The 15,855-nt window shown below is 32.4% G+C and carries 13 protein-coding genes and 1 pseudogene; 8 read left to right on the forward strand and 6 right to left on the reverse strand.

The features are described 5' to 3' along the window. Positions 1-55: 55 nt before the first annotated feature. Positions 56-772: a DUF1963 domain-containing protein gene (locus tag AABL87_RS08275; protein ID WP_341277165.1), complete on the reverse strand. Its 717-nt coding sequence runs from the start codon at positions 770-772 to the stop codon at positions 56-58. 53 nt (positions 773-825) lie between these two features. On the opposite strand from AABL87_RS08275, the gene AABL87_RS08280 reads away from it, so the two are divergent. Continuing rightward, positions 826-1,269 carry a hypothetical protein gene (locus AABL87_RS08280; RefSeq protein WP_341277166.1) on the forward strand — a complete coding sequence of 148 codons (444 nt, stop codon included), beginning with the start codon at positions 826-828 and terminating at the stop codon, positions 1,267-1,269. 259 nt (positions 1,270-1,528) lie between these two features. After that, complete coding sequence (locus tag AABL87_RS08285; protein WP_341277167.1) at positions 1,529-2,449, forward strand: hypothetical protein; 921 nt, start codon at positions 1,529-1,531, stop codon at positions 2,447-2,449. Positions 2,450-3,086: 637 nt separating this feature from the next. Here AABL87_RS08285 and AABL87_RS08290 read toward each other — a convergent pair. Beyond that, positions 3,087-3,743, reverse strand: a complete 657-nt coding sequence (locus tag AABL87_RS08290; protein WP_006264458.1) for a DUF6266 family protein — start codon at positions 3,741-3,743, stop codon at positions 3,087-3,089. 534 nt (positions 3,744-4,277) lie between these two features. Between AABL87_RS08290 and AABL87_RS08295 the strand changes: the two genes are divergently transcribed. The 3 genes from AABL87_RS08295 to AABL87_RS08305 are packed head-to-tail and all read left to right on the forward strand — an operon-like array spanning position 4,278 to position 9,122. Continuing rightward, positions 4,278-6,020 (forward strand): McrB family protein, encoded by a 1,743-nt coding sequence (locus AABL87_RS08295; RefSeq protein ID WP_341277168.1) that lies wholly within the window; start codon positions 4,278-4,280, stop codon positions 6,018-6,020. After that, positions 5,992-8,328 carry a DUF2357 domain-containing protein gene (locus AABL87_RS08300; protein WP_341277169.1) on the forward strand — a complete coding sequence of 779 codons (2,337 nt, stop codon included), beginning with the start codon at positions 5,992-5,994 and terminating at the stop codon, positions 8,326-8,328. Before AABL87_RS08295 ends, AABL87_RS08300 begins: the two co-directional genes overlap by 29 nt. Positions 8,329-8,357: 29 nt before the next feature. Next, positions 8,358-9,122 (forward strand): Eco47II family restriction endonuclease, encoded by a 765-nt coding sequence (locus tag AABL87_RS08305; protein ID WP_341277170.1) that lies wholly within the window; start codon positions 8,358-8,360, stop codon positions 9,120-9,122. 15 nt (positions 9,123-9,137) lie between these two features. Here AABL87_RS08305 and dcm read toward each other — a convergent pair whose 3' ends face one another. Further along, a complete protein-coding gene (gene dcm / locus AABL87_RS08310) occupies positions 9,138-10,379 on the reverse strand; it encodes a DNA (cytosine-5-)-methyltransferase (protein ID WP_341277171.1) in 1,242 nt (413 codons plus the stop codon). 363 nt (positions 10,380-10,742) lie between these two features. On the opposite strand from dcm, the gene AABL87_RS08315 reads away from it, so the two are divergent. Both AABL87_RS08315 and AABL87_RS08320 read left to right on the forward strand, forming a co-directional pair. Continuing rightward, the gene (locus AABL87_RS08315) at positions 10,743-12,212 is read left to right on the forward strand and encodes a Fic family protein (RefSeq protein ID WP_016650441.1); all 1,470 of its coding nucleotides are present in this window, start codon (positions 10,743-10,745) and stop codon (positions 12,210-12,212) included. Positions 12,213-12,356: 144 nt separating this feature from the next. Then, a complete protein-coding gene (locus AABL87_RS08320) occupies positions 12,357-12,596 on the forward strand; it encodes a hypothetical protein (RefSeq protein WP_006262027.1) in 240 nt (79 codons plus the stop codon). Positions 12,597-12,959: 363 nt separating this feature from the next. Here AABL87_RS08320 and AABL87_RS08325 read toward each other — a convergent pair whose 3' ends face one another. From AABL87_RS08325 to AABL87_RS08335, 3 genes and pseudogenes are all read right to left on the reverse strand, one after another. Then, positions 12,960-13,730 (reverse strand): hypothetical protein, encoded by a 771-nt coding sequence (locus AABL87_RS08325; RefSeq protein WP_341277172.1) that lies wholly within the window; start codon positions 13,728-13,730, stop codon positions 12,960-12,962. A gap of 13 nt (positions 13,731-13,743) precedes the next feature. After that, positions 13,744-14,541, reverse strand: coding sequence for a hypothetical protein (locus AABL87_RS08330; RefSeq protein WP_341277173.1), 798 nt, complete (start codon positions 14,539-14,541; stop codon positions 13,744-13,746). 463 nt (positions 14,542-15,004) lie between these two features. Beyond that, positions 15,005-15,157 (reverse strand): annotated as a pseudogene (locus tag AABL87_RS08335) (nucleoid-associated protein); the annotation flags it as partial. A gap of 102 nt (positions 15,158-15,259) precedes the next feature. Here AABL87_RS08335 and AABL87_RS08340 point away from each other — a divergent pair. Further along, positions 15,260-15,796 carry a hypothetical protein gene (locus tag AABL87_RS08340; protein ID WP_016650443.1) on the forward strand — a complete coding sequence of 179 codons (537 nt, stop codon included), beginning with the start codon at positions 15,260-15,262 and terminating at the stop codon, positions 15,794-15,796. Positions 15,797-15,855: the final 59 nt, after the last annotated feature.

Below are 15,855 nucleotides of genomic sequence, written 5' to 3' on the forward strand. Positions count from 1 at the left end.
TTTAACAAGGAAATATCTTTAAAGTTGTATTTACTTTTCTATTTTGACTCTCCTTTTAAGACTGTGCCCAATAGAACTCACAGTGTTCAAAGTTTCGGTCTTTTAAGTCCGCTTCTTTGATTAGTACACTGAACACCCCATCGTCATTAAAGTTGTTCTCTCCTATTTGCCACAGTACTAGTTTATCAGAATGAATAAACTCTTCTACCTCTTCCTTACCTAATTGACAATGAGTGAATATACCGAATATTTTAGAGAGATAGGTTCCTCCGAAGTAGTCCCAGTAAATTCCATCCTCATCTACATCGTCTTCTTCATATTCATCCTCAGGCTCTCTATATCGATCAGAGAAAGGCTCTGTATCAGCAGTGATTTCATTGATAAGTACCCCATAGAAGAAATTGTCCTCATGCTCTACGATATGCCTTACCAATTGATGATTAGGTACATCTGTATAGATGACTTTACCTGTATCAGTTAGGATATCTGCGAAGAAAATGAGTTGTCCCGTATTTGGTAATAATCCTGTTTTATCATGAGGAGAACATAGCGCCAAATCTATTTGGCCTGCATAGTATAATCCTTGAGGATGATCTACTCCAGGAGGTAAGTCAATTACGGGACCACCATAACGAGATTGTCCTAGAGGAATGTCTATCTCTGTGTGTAGTACATCTGTTTCTTTCATCCAACTTTGTCTCCCTAGTGAAGCAGGGATATATTGGCGTTTATCAGCCGAAAATTTTATAATATCAAATGGTTTATCGTACATTGGTTTTGTGTTTTTTTAACTAGTGCAAGATATAGAAACAAACTTTTAATTATATGAACCAGAAAGAACAAAAAATAGTAAAAAAGTGGAGTCACCTCATGTATTATGGACTGTTGTTTATCATCATGTCTTTTGTACAGACTAGTATAGCGATGTATCGTTTTAAAGATCAACCTTCAGGGGATATTACATTTAATTTCTTTCAAGATATCTTTCTAAGTGCCTTATTCGTTAGCCTATTTTATATATTACTGCTGGTATTTATTATTAAGATTCCGCGTTTTAGTATTCAGATTATTATTCACAGTATGCTACTAGTGGGATTATGGTTTTTACAAGACCTAAGTATTTTCATTGATAGAGAAGCTTCATGGAGTACATATTCTTTTACAGAATCTATTGGTTATACCTGGATGTATAGCAGAATATCGCTATTATGTGCATTAGTGATTTATATTTTTCTCTCTTTCAGACTTTATAGATATTATACTAAGTAAGCTTGTGTAAAGCTTGGCCTTCTCTGTGATTAACTGTAATATATGACAATATAGAATCCTATTTAAGGAAGTAATGAACTGTCATAGTAAGTAAGCATTATCCCAATAAACGCAAATTAGATAATAAACTTAAAACCTTGAATTAATTTAATTCAATATGTTAAATATTTATTTGAGTATATATGCTTTTAGCTTAGTAAAAACGTATATATTTGTTAAATTAGTTAATTTGGTTTGTATAGATGTCTAATTTAAGTTAATGAGGGTTTTAGATCGTATTGTTTTGTTTCTTTTCATTACAGGTATAAATTGTATTTATGCTAGGCAAGAACACGTATATATCGACAAACACGCTGAGGGGGTAGAATCCAATGAATTACAGCATAGTGTAGAGATCATCATGACTCATCTAGACATTGATGCCTATTACCAATATGTAGATTTTGATAATATAGCCCTTAAAGAAAGCACGATTACCACCTCACATTTTGTTTACCTTATACCTTATCAGACTTCGAGTATGTCTGATTGGAATGTGTGTATAGCGATATTAAATGAAGCTAATGAGATTGTAATATCAGGTGTTGCTAAACATACTTGGGATTATCAAGCTGATGTTTCTTTTTATCCAGTGATAAGTTTTGATCAACCTTATATCTATAATAAGAACATAGAACTCAATATCACAGTAGATATTCTAAAGACAGGAGAGGCTGAAGATAAAGAAGTAGTCTCTAATCAGAAGTTAGTCTTTGTTCCTAATGAGCATAAAGACAAACTGATCAATATTCTTCAATATGAGTATAATACTGTATTAAAGCATGATGATGCGAAAGGATATAGGTATAGTTTCAGCGTGAATAATAATGACAAACTAACGATAGAACCTGAGATGACAGAAGAGTTTTATAATCTAAATCTGGTCAGAGAACACAATATCAGTATCAGTACACTACCGCAACTCAAACAAAAATGTACTATTGCGAATCAAAAAGCAGCTCCTTTTTTAGTGAAAGAACAGAGAGAAGATTCTTTTTTAACAGCTTATTTTGTACAGCGATTTACAGAATCCTATATCTATTATAAAGAGGAACAAAAGTATAAACCATTATCAGCGGTTGTACCACGTGTAAATATTCTTAGCTTATATGAGAAGTGTATGATACAAAACAAACCCTAAATAAAGTAAAAATGCCTCTATAATAGGAGGCATTCTAATAGGCTAAATCAGTGGTGTGTTTTGTTAGAAGTTTTCGACGACTCCCTAATTCGTTAAAGCAAATATATTATAAGCTTCTGTTGCGAATATATTAATTTTTTAGAAGTAAAACTTCTAAAGGGTGCAAATGTATCAAGTTTAAACAGAATAAACTTGTCTTTAAAAGACTTTTAGATGAGTTTATTGGACATTATGCTGAAAAATGGATGTTAATTTGTGCTTTTTTTGTTTTAATAATATTGATTATTGTTAAATGTTGTGATAAGGATGTTGAAATATAGTAAATAATGAACCGCTTGTATCTAGTGAGCTATTTTTTACTATTCATTTTGCCATGATTGATATGAGACCAACTATATTATCTACTTGATTTATGGGAATTAGTGAATTATATTTTTCTTTTTTTAGCTGTTTAAGTAGAAATGCACTGTCAAAGCTTTAGAAATAGCATAACCTTTTTTCTCATAATAAATACAACTGTATAGCAGAAGAATAGCATTCTTTATCAACTTAGAATATAGAATGCTATCCTAGCTAATACGTTTTAGTACCTTATTTATTGCATCGCTTATTGATTTGTGACTTTAGCTGCTTTATATCATTTTTGGATTAACTCTATAGGTGCATGATACACACTAGTGCTATGCATAGCATGATTAGCAGATTTCCACACACTCCAGAAGTGAATAGTACCCGTCTGCCAATTAGCAGGAAGCTCAAAATGCGTGTACTTATCCGCTCTTTTGCCAATATTTTCAGTAATATAGAAGGTGTTAAGTTCATCGTTAAAAGCAATCATCGTCAATTGATCATCAGTATTCGTCAACGAATTAATGAATGAATCATCCCATTTGACTTTTACCTTATTCTCTTTTAAAAAGCTAATCTTCTGTATCGCCGCAGGAGTTAGTACTCCTATGGATAGCAATACACGCTGAGGAATAATATGAATCATATTATCAATCAGTAATACTCCGTTCTTCATGATCTCAGATCGAATCTGATCATAGCCCGTTTTAGTCTTATCTTCGGTCTCCAAAAGAGGGTAATGCATATTGACAAAATCCTTTATCCCTTTCAAGAACTTGACCACTACCGTTAATTTACTTCGTTGTATAATTTGTTTCTCACTAGCCTCCTTTGTGCTTTTTGGCGCTAAGCTTCTGATTATATTCTTTCCTCTGTATTTATACCCAACTACTGTACCTACTTTACCCTGTACACCACCTAGGATACCTTCTTTAATTTCTGCCATAATTATCGTTTTTTAGTTTTATACAAGGTATAGATAATCAGTTGTTTATAAAATAAAGGAATCAAACATATTATCTGTAAATAAGGAGGATATATCGCTTTAAATCTTTGATTCGTGATACTATCGTCTGTGTAGAAAACTTCTTATTTCTTCAACACTGCCTCAATACTTCTTCAAGATTCCTTCAACAAACTACCTCTCTCCTAGAGCAATCTTGGGGTATTGTTGAAGAAGTGTTGAAGGACTTTGCTTAAAGCTAGATACACTCTGCCTTCATCCATACATAACTGCTTAGTATAAAAGAACGTATTATCTTCGTAATGTTTTGATATGATGAAAGGTAGGGGGTTTTTTTGAAAAATAGAATAGGGTGTGATTTTTGGAAGGTGATAGTTGTATAGATAGTAAGACTGCTTGAGGATGGTGTTTTTTTATGGGTGGTGAGGAAAACCGTATGAAGAAGATTTAAAGATTGGTTATATTTGTTATAGGATATATGTTAGATTTATAATATGTAGCAAAACTATATAGACAATGAGTAAAGTAAGAGATATAAAAAGAGAAGATATTTTAAAAGCGATAGAGATAATAAATAGTAACCCTGAGCTTAGAAAAAAAAGAACCTCATCTACCTATGATTTGATATATAATAACAATATGTATCCTCCTATTTTAGTATTGTCAGAAGCTAATAAATTAAAAGGTGGGGAAGAATTGTTATTATCTGACTTTGGAAATAGTATAGAGTTACCTTTTAGAATATTACATGATTTAGGATTTAATATAGTGATGAAGAGGAAAAGTCAATTTAAAGAGTTTTTAGAGAATCAATTTCCTGAAGGATCAGGGGCAAGTTCTTCTTATCTACAAGCAATGGATAATTTAGGTGAGTTGCTTAATCAGGCAGGTCAATTGAAAGGTTCTATTTATGGTATCGAAGATGTACAGTTTTTTAATAAATTGTTGGAAGAAGTAAAGATTTATCAAAAGGATACAAGCTCTATATTGTATAGTAAACCTAAATCGTATGCAGATAGAGGTTTTTACAGTGCTAGTTTGTCAAAATATATTGAGATGTTAAGTGGAGGTGTAAAAAAAGTTGTTAGAAAAGAGAAGACTATAGTTAGAGATAAAGATCAAGAGTATTTTACTATCAAAGCTTTTACAGATAGTTTAGAAAAATCTAACTTATATTTTGATCCAGTATTAGTAACTCGTTTCGTAACTTCTTTAGTAACTAAACCTTTTGTGTTGTTAAATGGATTATCAGGATCAGGAAAGACAAAGTTAGCACAGGCTTTTGTGCAATGGATTTGTCAAGAAGATACTCAATATAAAATAATACCTGTAGGGGCGGATTGGACTAATAGAGAGCCTTTATTAGGATATCCTGATGGATTAAATGCAACTATGTATGTAACTCCTGATAATGGTGCCTTACAACTAATGTTAGATGCACAGAATAATCCTAACCTTCCATTCTTTATGATTTTAGACGAGATGAATCTAAGTCATGTAGAACGCTATTTTGCAGATTTCTTAAGTGTGATGGAAAGTAACGATAGTATTAAACTATATACAGGAGATGTTAGGAGATGCTCAGAAGGAAGGGGAATCCCTCAGACTATTCAGTGGCCTAATAACCTATTTATTATAGGAACAGTAAATATTGATGAGACTACATATATGTTTAGTCCTAAGGTATTAGATAGAGCCAATGTTATAGAGTTTAGATTAGATGTAAGTGACTTAGGTAAATACTTTGCTTTACCCAATGGTGTCAAATTTACAGAGTTAAAATGTGAAGGAAAAAGGATGTCTAAAGGGTTTCTGACGATGTCAGAAAAGGTAACGAAAACATCTGATAAAGTCGTTCAGGAAGAATTATTAAAGTTTTTTACTGAGCTGTCTAAAGTAGGAGCAGAGTTTGGTTATCGTACAGCAAATGAAGTATTGAGGTTGATTAATCAATTGAGTTATTTAGATTATCCTGAGATGTATCAAAAAGAAGGAGTTAAGAAAAAAGATATTATCAATTATAGAATTGATATTGCTATAATGCAAAAGCTGTTACCAAAGCTTCATGGTTCTCGTTCTAAGATTGTGAAGGTATTAGAAACTTTGGTAGAGCTATGTTTAATAAATGCTAAAGATTTTGATATTATTCAAGGAGAGCAGAATATAGATAATATTAAATATCCAATATCTTATGCTAAGTTAATGCGTATGTACCACAATGTGATAGCTAATGGATTCACTAGTTATGCAGAAGCTTAATTTTGAACATAAAAAGGTAGAGGTTTTATCTATTCCTATTCTAGATGGAGTGGTGTTAGAAATAGTTACTGATAGTTCTGATAAACTATATCTATTGGATACTGAAGAAGCTATGGACTATGGAGTAAAACCATATTTAATAGCAGAAGGGCATTATTATGAATATGAATTAGTAGGTAGTACTGAGTATGAATTAGTCTGCTCAGTGAAGAGTGTTATACGTCAATCAAAAAGACAATCTAATAGAGGAAGACTAGAACCTAATTACTATGTAGGTGTTTTAAGGTTATTTGTAAAACATACAGCAAGCAAGGTAGTCGTAAAGGAGATAGATGTAGAAGTACTAGCTACTAAATTTGATAAGGATCTAGATACAAGCTATCGTACTAATTATCGTCAGATGTTAGAAGATATCACAGATGTCTGTACAGACTTGTTAATGGAGGTAGAAACGCCCGTTCGCCAATCTTTTGAAGTTGATTACGATAATGATACTCAGTCATTATATCAGCAGTTTTGTTTTGTTCAGTCCTTTATTAGTTCTTCAGAGTTTGATGAAGCGTTGTTACAGATATTCAATAATCCTTCTACTAAATGGGATGAGGTACATGAATTACAGCCTATCTCTCGTGTTAAACGCATAGGGAGTAAAGAGGTTCGACAGTTTACTTCCTCAAGTCAAAGAATACAGTTGGATAGTGTTCATCCATTGTCAAAAGTAATTCCTTCATTACCTCAAAAGATATATTTAAGTCATAAGAAGGAGTCTTATAATACTCCTGAGAATAGATTTGTGAAGTTTGTTCTCAATGCATTTATAAACTTTATAGAACATTGTCAACAAGTATTTAGTAAGCATAATAAAGTGTTCGCTAAAGAAGAAGCTCAATTGTTAGGAAAGCATATTAGACAGTTAGTTTCTCATTCCTTCTTTGATACGATTCAAGAGGCACAGTCTCTAAAACTAAATAGCCCCACTCTGCAAAAGAGAGCAGGATATAGAGAGGTGCTAAATCGTTGGTTACAGTTTGAATTAGCTTCTCGGTTAACTTGGGAGGGAGGCGATGATGTTTATGAAGGAGGAAAGAAGAATATTGCTCAGCTCTATGAGTATTGGGTATTCTTTCAATTGAAACAATTGGTGTGTGATAAGTTTGGTTTAGAGTTTAATAGTTCAGACTTAATTAAGGTAGATAAAGATGGACTACAAGTTATATTAAAAGAAGGTAAGGCTTTAGATATAAAAGGGAGAAGTACAGTTAAGTCACGAAATTTATGTATTAGGTTTAGTTATAACCGTTCATTCCGTGGAGGAACAGACGATATGACTAAGGCAGGTAGCTGGACTACTACATTAAGACCAGATTATACATTAAGTATATGGCCAAGTGTGTTTAAAGAGAGTGAAGCAGAGAGAGAAGATGCTATAGTACATATCCACTTCGATGCGAAGTATAAGATACAAGATTTTCAGAAAGACGTTGTTGAGGTAGGTACAGAGGAAGAAGTTAAAGAGGAAGAGAGAAAGGGAACTTTTAAGAATGTAGACTTACTAAAGATGCATGCTTATAAGGATGCTATTCGTCGTACAGGAGGAGCTTATATTCTGTACCCTGGTAGTAATCAAAAAAGGTTTGAAGGTTTTCATGAAATACTGCCAGGTTTAGGAGCTTTTTCTATCTGTCCATCTAAGGAAAATACAGGTATAAAAGAATTAGCTGGTTTTATAGATAAAGTTATAGAACATTTAATCGATAGAACTTCACAGAGAGAGCGTATTGTAAATAATAGCTATCATATATTAAATGAAGAACGTACTATATATGAAACTAAAGGTGTGTTACCTCCTCATTTTGATAGAAATAAAGTAGATATTAAGAGTACAAAAGTATTAGTAGGGTATTGTAAGTCAGATAAGCACTTAGAATGGTATTTAAAGTATGGTTTATATAACTTTAGAATTGGCGATGAGAAAGGAGCAGTAGATTTAAAGTATGTTATTGAGGCAGAATACCTTTTATTAAGAGAGGCGGGAGAGTTGCAAGCTTCTAAATTATTTAAAATAGATAGAACAAGAAGTTATGACTATTATAGTCATCAAAAAATAAAAGGTTTAGGATATCCAGTAAATAGTCGAACAAAGGATTATTTAATGGTAGCTTTTGATGAGGTAAAAGACCTTAATGAGTTAGTTTTCGATTATATGTCGATGAGTGAATATGAGAAGAATAGTAATCCTATAGGGTTACCTTTTGTCGTAACTTTAGAAGACTTGTTTAAAGTACGTGTATTGCTAGAAGAAGAATAAATAGTACCTTAGTCAATAAAAAGTAGATCATGGCAAATAAGTATGTCAGTTTTGTTTCAGATGAGCATTTGTTAGGTTGTATAGCAGTATTACATCAGGCGTATGTGAAAGCTAAGAGTAATGTGTCTAAGCAGAGTTTTTATAAGAATAAGGTAGATACTTTTAAGTTGACCTTTGACGCACACTTTAATGAGATGAATGAAGCAGACCTAATACAGTCAGAGATATTGCGTCAGGTAGATAAGTCGATTAATAACTCTATAGGTACATTTCATGAGCAAGTATTGGGTGGAATAAAAGGGTATCAAGTAGGGAAGTTAAGTGGCTTTGATATTAAAGCAGATGACGATACGTTATTTGCAGATATTAAGAATAAACACAATACGATGAATAGTAGTTCTTCTGAAGCGCTGTTTCAGAAGTTGGCACGATATGCAGATGATTATAAAAAGGCGAAGTGCTATTGGGTACAGATATTGGCTAAAGACAGCTTTAATGAACATTGGAAAGGTGATATTAATGGTAAAGAATACAGCCACAGTAGAGTGTATAAAATATCGGGAGATCAGTTCTATGCTTTATTAACAGGAGAAGAAGATGCGTTGTATCAATTGTATAAAGCTTTGCCTCGTGTGATTAAAGACTATAAAAATTCGCTAAGTGTAGCTGATAATGATGAGTCTAATTCTGCCTTAGAAGAAATAAAGAAAGATATTAAGGAAAGTAAGCGAAGTATCTTAGATCAGATTACTTCAGATAACTATAAGTATTATAACGGTTTTGACAAGCTATAAAACAAGAGAGAGGAATTAATTCCTCTCTCTTGTTTTATAATATCTGTTTAAGAAATTTATGATAGAGTACCCTACTTCTTTTGCTAAGTTGACAGGTACTGCATTACCGATTTGTTTGTACTGTTGTGCCATAGAGCCAGCGAATTGCCATTCGTCAGGGAAGGTTTGGATTCGGGCATACTCACGTACCGTGAATGGTCTGGTCTCATCAGGATGACAGCGTTCTGTTTGTTTCTGAGCAGGACTACACGTTAGTGTAAGACAAGGTTCATCCCATCCGATACGTCTTGCCATACCTGTTTTACCTCCACCAAGGTAAAAACTACCTCCCATATATTCCTTTTGAATTTCTAAAGGTAGGTCACGCCAGTATCCTTTAGGAGGTACTAAGTCTAATACTTCTTTTTTGCTTTGTGGGTATTTCACTCCATTAGAAGTAGGAACATCTGTATCGAATAGCTCTCCTTTCTTTAGGGCATCCGCTAAAGTATATATTTTCTTAGAAGCTGTTGGGTAGTGATAGGGCAGAGGGATATCTTTGCGTATTCCGACTAAGATTAGTCGTTCTCTCTTTTGAGGAACGTTGTAGTGAATAGCTTTTAATACCTCAACAGGGACAACATTATACCCTATTTCGTCTAAGATAGACATCATGCCTTCAAGGGTTTTTCCTTTGTCATGATTTAGTAAGCCCTTTACGTTCTCCCCAATACAGATAGCAGGCTGTACTTCTTGTACTGCACGTGCAAACTCATAGAATAGTGTTCCTCTTGCATCTTCTAAACCAAGGCGTTTACCTGCATAGCTAAATGCTTGGCATGGAAACCCACCAGTGACTACATCTACTTGACCTTGGTATGCTGCAAAAGAAAAGTTCTTGATATCTCCTTCTAATACATTCCAATGTGGTCTGTTTAAACGTAAAGTTTGACAAGCATATTTGTCTATTTCGTTTAAAGCAACGCATTTAAAACCTGCTTTCTCCATGCCTATAGCTAAACCACCTGCACCTGCGAATAGTTCTAATACTCTATAGGTGTGATCAGGCTCTACTTGATTTAGGTTGGTAGTGTCTGCTTCTGATATAAAATCTCCAAAAAGAGTAAGTATATCCGATTTTTTATATACGCGATAGTCAGTAATAGGTTCTCTAACGGCTTCTAACTTGCCATCTCTATCCCAACGTCTTAATGTCTCTTTACTCTTACCCAAAAGCTCTGCAGCTTCTGCTAATGATATATATTCTTCTGTAACCATCTTATACAACCTTATACATTGGTTACAAAAATACATTGTTTTTATCGTTAAAACCTAATGAAATCGATAAGTTGCTATGATTTATAGCATGAGGTTTACTAGCTTATTTTTTCTCAGAATATTATCTAAATAGTATACTACATGATTTTTTAGGATGAGGGATAATTCTTAACTTCGCCTGCCGAAAAGAAACAGTTCATAAGAAGGTTGTTTTTGTAGTAAACAATAGGACTTAGAGGGCTGTTTAGCTATTTGTATTTTGTGCTAGATAAAGGGTGTGAGATTAGAAATGGCGAGGTTATATACGTTGGGTTTTATAAGATAAATAGAATCAGGTATATAGATTTAAATTAATCAGTGAAGATGACTTATACAGAGGTAAAAATAAAGATAGATAACTTACAGCAACAGGTAGAGGCACTAGGAGGATTGAATAGTGAGCAATTTGTAACGCTGTCAGAGAAGTATAGATTAGAGTGTAACTATTACTCTAATGGTACAGAGGGAAATACACTGACTAAAGAAGAGATACGCAGCATGATTGCGGGAATGGTGAATGTGGAGAATAAACCTCTTCGTGATTTGATGGAAATCAAGAAGCACGATGAGGTCTTAAAAGATATGTTAGGTGGAGGGTTAGTAGAGGTACATCTGTCTGAGAAGTATATCAAAGAGCTTCACGCTAAGCTGATGTATGAAGAAGATGCAGAGAAGAAACTAACGATAGGACAATGGAAGCAATCTTCTAATGAGATGGTTACTTATAAGGGGGATAAATATCCTTATACAGGAGTGGCAGAGGTCAAAGCTGAGATGAAGGAACTGATCAATCGTACGAATGAGGCTATCGATTATATACTGAAAGGAAAGAAATATGCACCGCACCCTATCGATGTGGCATTAAACTTTCATGTTGATTTCTTGAAGATTAGCCCTTTTGATAGAGGGAATAGAATTATCGCACGTATGCTGAGTAATCAGATTTTGATTGCATTCGTATATACTCCGTTTTGGATTACAGATAAGGAGAACAAAGCGTATGAACAATACCTTGCAGATGTATTATGCTATGAGGGAGCTAAAGATGATTTGTTTGGTCATATAGGTCAACAAATTCTTCGTTCGCAACAGATGGTGGTGGATATTCAAGAAGGGAAGTCTATTGAAGAATCTGAGAAGTTCTACAACCAAATAGAGATGCTTAAGCGTCAATTAAAAGCGAAAGAAGAAGAGCAGAGTAAGGTGAAATCAGCTGCCTGGTTAGAGTCTATATTTACGCATTCGATACGTCCTTTATTTACAGAAGTAGAAAATAATGTAACGGAGAGTTTTGGAGACTTATTTGATGAGATTATAGGTCAGTATACTTTAGATGTTTCAGAAGAAGAGATAGAGTTAGTAGAGGAAGAATTACTTTCTGATACTATAGAGCACCAAGAAGAGGAGTCTATTATTAATGAAGAGGAAGTAGTAGAAGAAGAGTCTATGACTAGTGAGGAAGAAAGTGTTGCTACTGAAGATGAGGTATCAGAAGAGAATGAAGTAGAAGAGGAAAGTTCTAATGAAATAGATTTAGACAACCCAAGTATTGTATGGGATAGAGCAGAAGGAATACAATCTGTTATCCGTTTAGATGGATTCAAACTAATAGAAGGAGCAGAAGCTATAGAAGTAGGTTTAGCTTGTGTGTTTACTGAATTGACTTATGTGATAGACTTAGGTAATGGTACGGTATTCGAGAAAGAGTACGATCAGCAATTAGAAGTTCAGGATATTAAAGTAATTAGCGATTATACTTGTGAGTTGATTGTCAAAAAAATCAATGAGATATAAGAATTTTTAGAAGATATAGTAGAAGAGAAGCACTGTTTATGACAGTGCTTTTTTTGTGGGTATAAGATAATTATTTTGATATTATTCATTGATTTGGAATGTTCTTTGATGATGAGTAAGTGTTTAGTTTTAAAATGCTTAGTTATGGATATAGAAGCTCACTTACATCCTAATTATAGGATTTGTAGTATGTCTCCAGTGGAGATAAAAGAAGAATTGTCTACGTGGACAAGAGAAGAAATGATTGCATGGCTGTGTTGGAGTAGTCCTACAGGGATTTTTATAGATAGTGAGGCTATCGTAGAGTATGGAGATATTGTCTGGAGAAATGAAGCGATAGATTTGATTATGTATAAGATAGAAATCATGCAGAAAGAAGAATAAGTAATTAAACCCTAGATTGGGAGTGTAACACAAACTGTGTCAGTCTCCCGATACTCTATCAATGAAGCAAATGCTATCTATGAACTATATCCTTATCAGCCATTGCTTGTTCTTTAAACTCTCGAAATTAAATCCTTCTTTTTTTGTTCTGTGCTCATTTTACTAATGTATATATTTTATTATACAATTATTTTAATGGCACAGTTCACGGGACACCCTCGCTCTTATTGTAGCTTTAACAGGAGGAGATACTAATAAAATACCTATTATATAAAATAATAGTGGTCAGAATTTCTTCCGACCACTACTACCCAATTAAGGAGCTTTTTATTATTTATATATATAGTTATTTTTAACTAAACATTATACTGTTTTTCTAATAACTAAGTCTTCTTTTGGAAAATCTCCATAGTATATATCTCCTATAACAGAAAGTAAATTTTCTAAAAATTTACTTTCTAAGATTCCTTCTTTATCCAATAAACATATACTGATTGTAGTATTAGGTCTTAAATCATTATTAGCACATAATCCTTGCACTTTAATTAAATCAAAATAACTAGGTAAAAATTTATGTTCAGGAAATATTTTTCTAATGAAATTTTCTACTTCTAAAAATATTTTTTGAAATGGTTTTACTGGAGAAACATAAACTTTATTTGATTTGAAATAGTATTCTTCATAGTCTTCTATTTTGGTTTTGAAAAATTCGTAATCAGGATCTTTTACTTTTTTAGATTCTCTTATTTCTATAGAGAAAAAATTGTTTTTGAAGCTAATATTTAAGTTTAGTGAGAATCGTGTTGATTCAGTATTAAATTCATCTAACCAACAAAATGCTGTAAATGAAAAATGATTTCCTCCAACTGTACTATAAAATTTTTTATTTAATAGTTTTTCTAAAGGCTCTAATATTTTTTTTAACCAATCATTTTTGAAAATTAGTTCATCGTTAGCAAATATATTTTGCATGAATTTTTGTTTCTGTATTACTTGTGGAAAATTTCCAAACTCTTCCAAAGTAGTTTCTTCTGTTATATTAAATAGGCAGTTTTCTTTTACTACATTATAGAGTTCTGGAAAACTTTTTTCAAATATTTTTTCCGATATTAATGATACTTTAATTTTATTCATACTTGTTAAAATATTATAAACAGTAATTTATTTTTGTTTCAGGAACACTTATATTATTAGATGTTGAGACAGAAATAGATGATTTATCAACAATAGATGATTTTGCTAACCACTCTATCATGTATTTTTGTACATTGTCTTTTATTATTGTAGGGTTTGGATTGTTTCCAATGCCTCGTGTTGCTTTTTGAATAGCTATACTCCAAGCTCCTTTTATATTTTCTTCAAATTTGTTTGAGCTAATATTATAATTAGGTACTGTAATGTATAAATTTGGTATTTTTATATTTACTATTTTGCCATTATAGTTTACTAAAGTAATACCTAAACCTGTTATGTAAGCATTATAGCTATTTCCAATTGTTTTAACATTAATTGATTTGTTGCATATTTCATATGGTTTAGGTTTGAAAGGATTATCCTCAGGAGTAGCAGGTATAATTATTTCATTGCTAGAATTACCTCCTCCTCCAGGATCAAAAGAAGGGTCGTATGTCCAATCAGATCCATATCCTCCCAATTCTTCTCTTTCCATCGGAAGACCAATTAATTTACCTCCTCCACTAACTCCTCCTCCAGTTGTTGTTAAAGTAATCTCATCCATCCAACTTCTAGTGCTATATTTCTCATTGACGTTGCTATTTGTTGTTTGTTTTAAACGAGTATGTTGATATTCTATGCCATTTATGTTTATAGTTTTTGAGTCAAATGTTTGAGGTAATAAACTTTTTAGTACATAATAGCTATTAGTATCTTTTACAATTACAATTAAATCAAACTCTCTAAAGCCAACTAAATTTAAAGTAGGCACTATTATATGTTGGAAATTGCCATAGTCTTCTACTGAGTATTTATCCCATAAAGGAGTTTCAAACCTATTGTTTTTTGGTAAATTTATGAAATCTTCAGTAAAAGTTGTTTAGTAGTTTCTATTTGTTGACTTACATTAGATGAGATTTCTTTGTTTATATACTCTTCATGTTTTATATCATTATCTGTACTACATGAAAGAGTTGATAGTAGTAGTAAAAAAAATAGTGTTTTTTTCATTTTTAATTAGAATTAGTTTATGTTTTTAATTTATCAATGGCGAATGTATATAAAATAATTGTTAATTAAAATTGAGGTTATTGTGAAAAATTAACATTTATGAAGTTTTTAGTGTCAAATCTTATGTTTGCCCAGCCTTTATGGTTTTTTAGAGTAGATGTTAAATGTTAGTATTTATAATAAAAAAATGTATTATAAATATTGGACTATGATGCATTTTTTGATTACTTTACTTTTTTATTGAAATAACATAGATAGTAGTACATCTGTTTTTCTTCATCCCAACCTTTTTCAATAAACTCATCAGCACTTTCAGGGTTAACAAAGTCAAGTTTTATTGTGATATTACTATCTAGGTTAATCACGTTCTTGAATTTTTAAAAGCTATTTTTGGGCTTAGAGAAAGTATTCAAATTAGTTGTTTATAGGGATGTTGTTTAGTTGTAATAATATCTACATTTGCTGAAAATATAGAAGGTATGAAAAGAGCATTAATGCTGATATGTATAGTAGCTATAACGATGAGCTGCAAACAGAATAATACAATTGAAGAGAAAACTGTAGAACAGGCAGGTTTGGAAACGACTGTATCTGTTTCTGAAAGCAAGCAAGTAAAGCAGTTACAAAGTGAGTTATTGGTTCCGATGGAGATTAGTGATAAAGAGGCTAAAGAAGTGACTAAGAAGTATGGATTAGAGTTTGGAGGTAGTTGCTACGCTTGCGATGTTGCTAATATTATTATAGACGGAGAGATGATAAACTTGATGAATGCATGTGATTTGCAAACACAAATCTCTTATAAGATTACTAAAATAGAAGAGAAGGATAAAACGATAACCATATATACTCCATTAAATGAGTTCGTTTTTGAAAGAGTAGATGATTATCCTGTGTATCAATTAACTGTAAAAGGACAGGTAATCGATCAAGAACTGTATAGACCTGCAGGCTTTTATACATTAAAGAGCTTATTAGAGTCTTTTGATATTCACGATTGTGGTGATTTTGAGGGATAGGGGTAGGTTTGCAGTGTACTGTTAACAGTTCACAGTGACTAATAAAAAGATATAAAAAA

Origin of the sequence: Myroides sp. C4067, assembly GCF_038039665.1 — a bacterium.
Lineage (GTDB): Bacteria > Bacteroidota > Bacteroidia > Flavobacteriales > Flavobacteriaceae > Flavobacterium > Flavobacterium odoratimimum.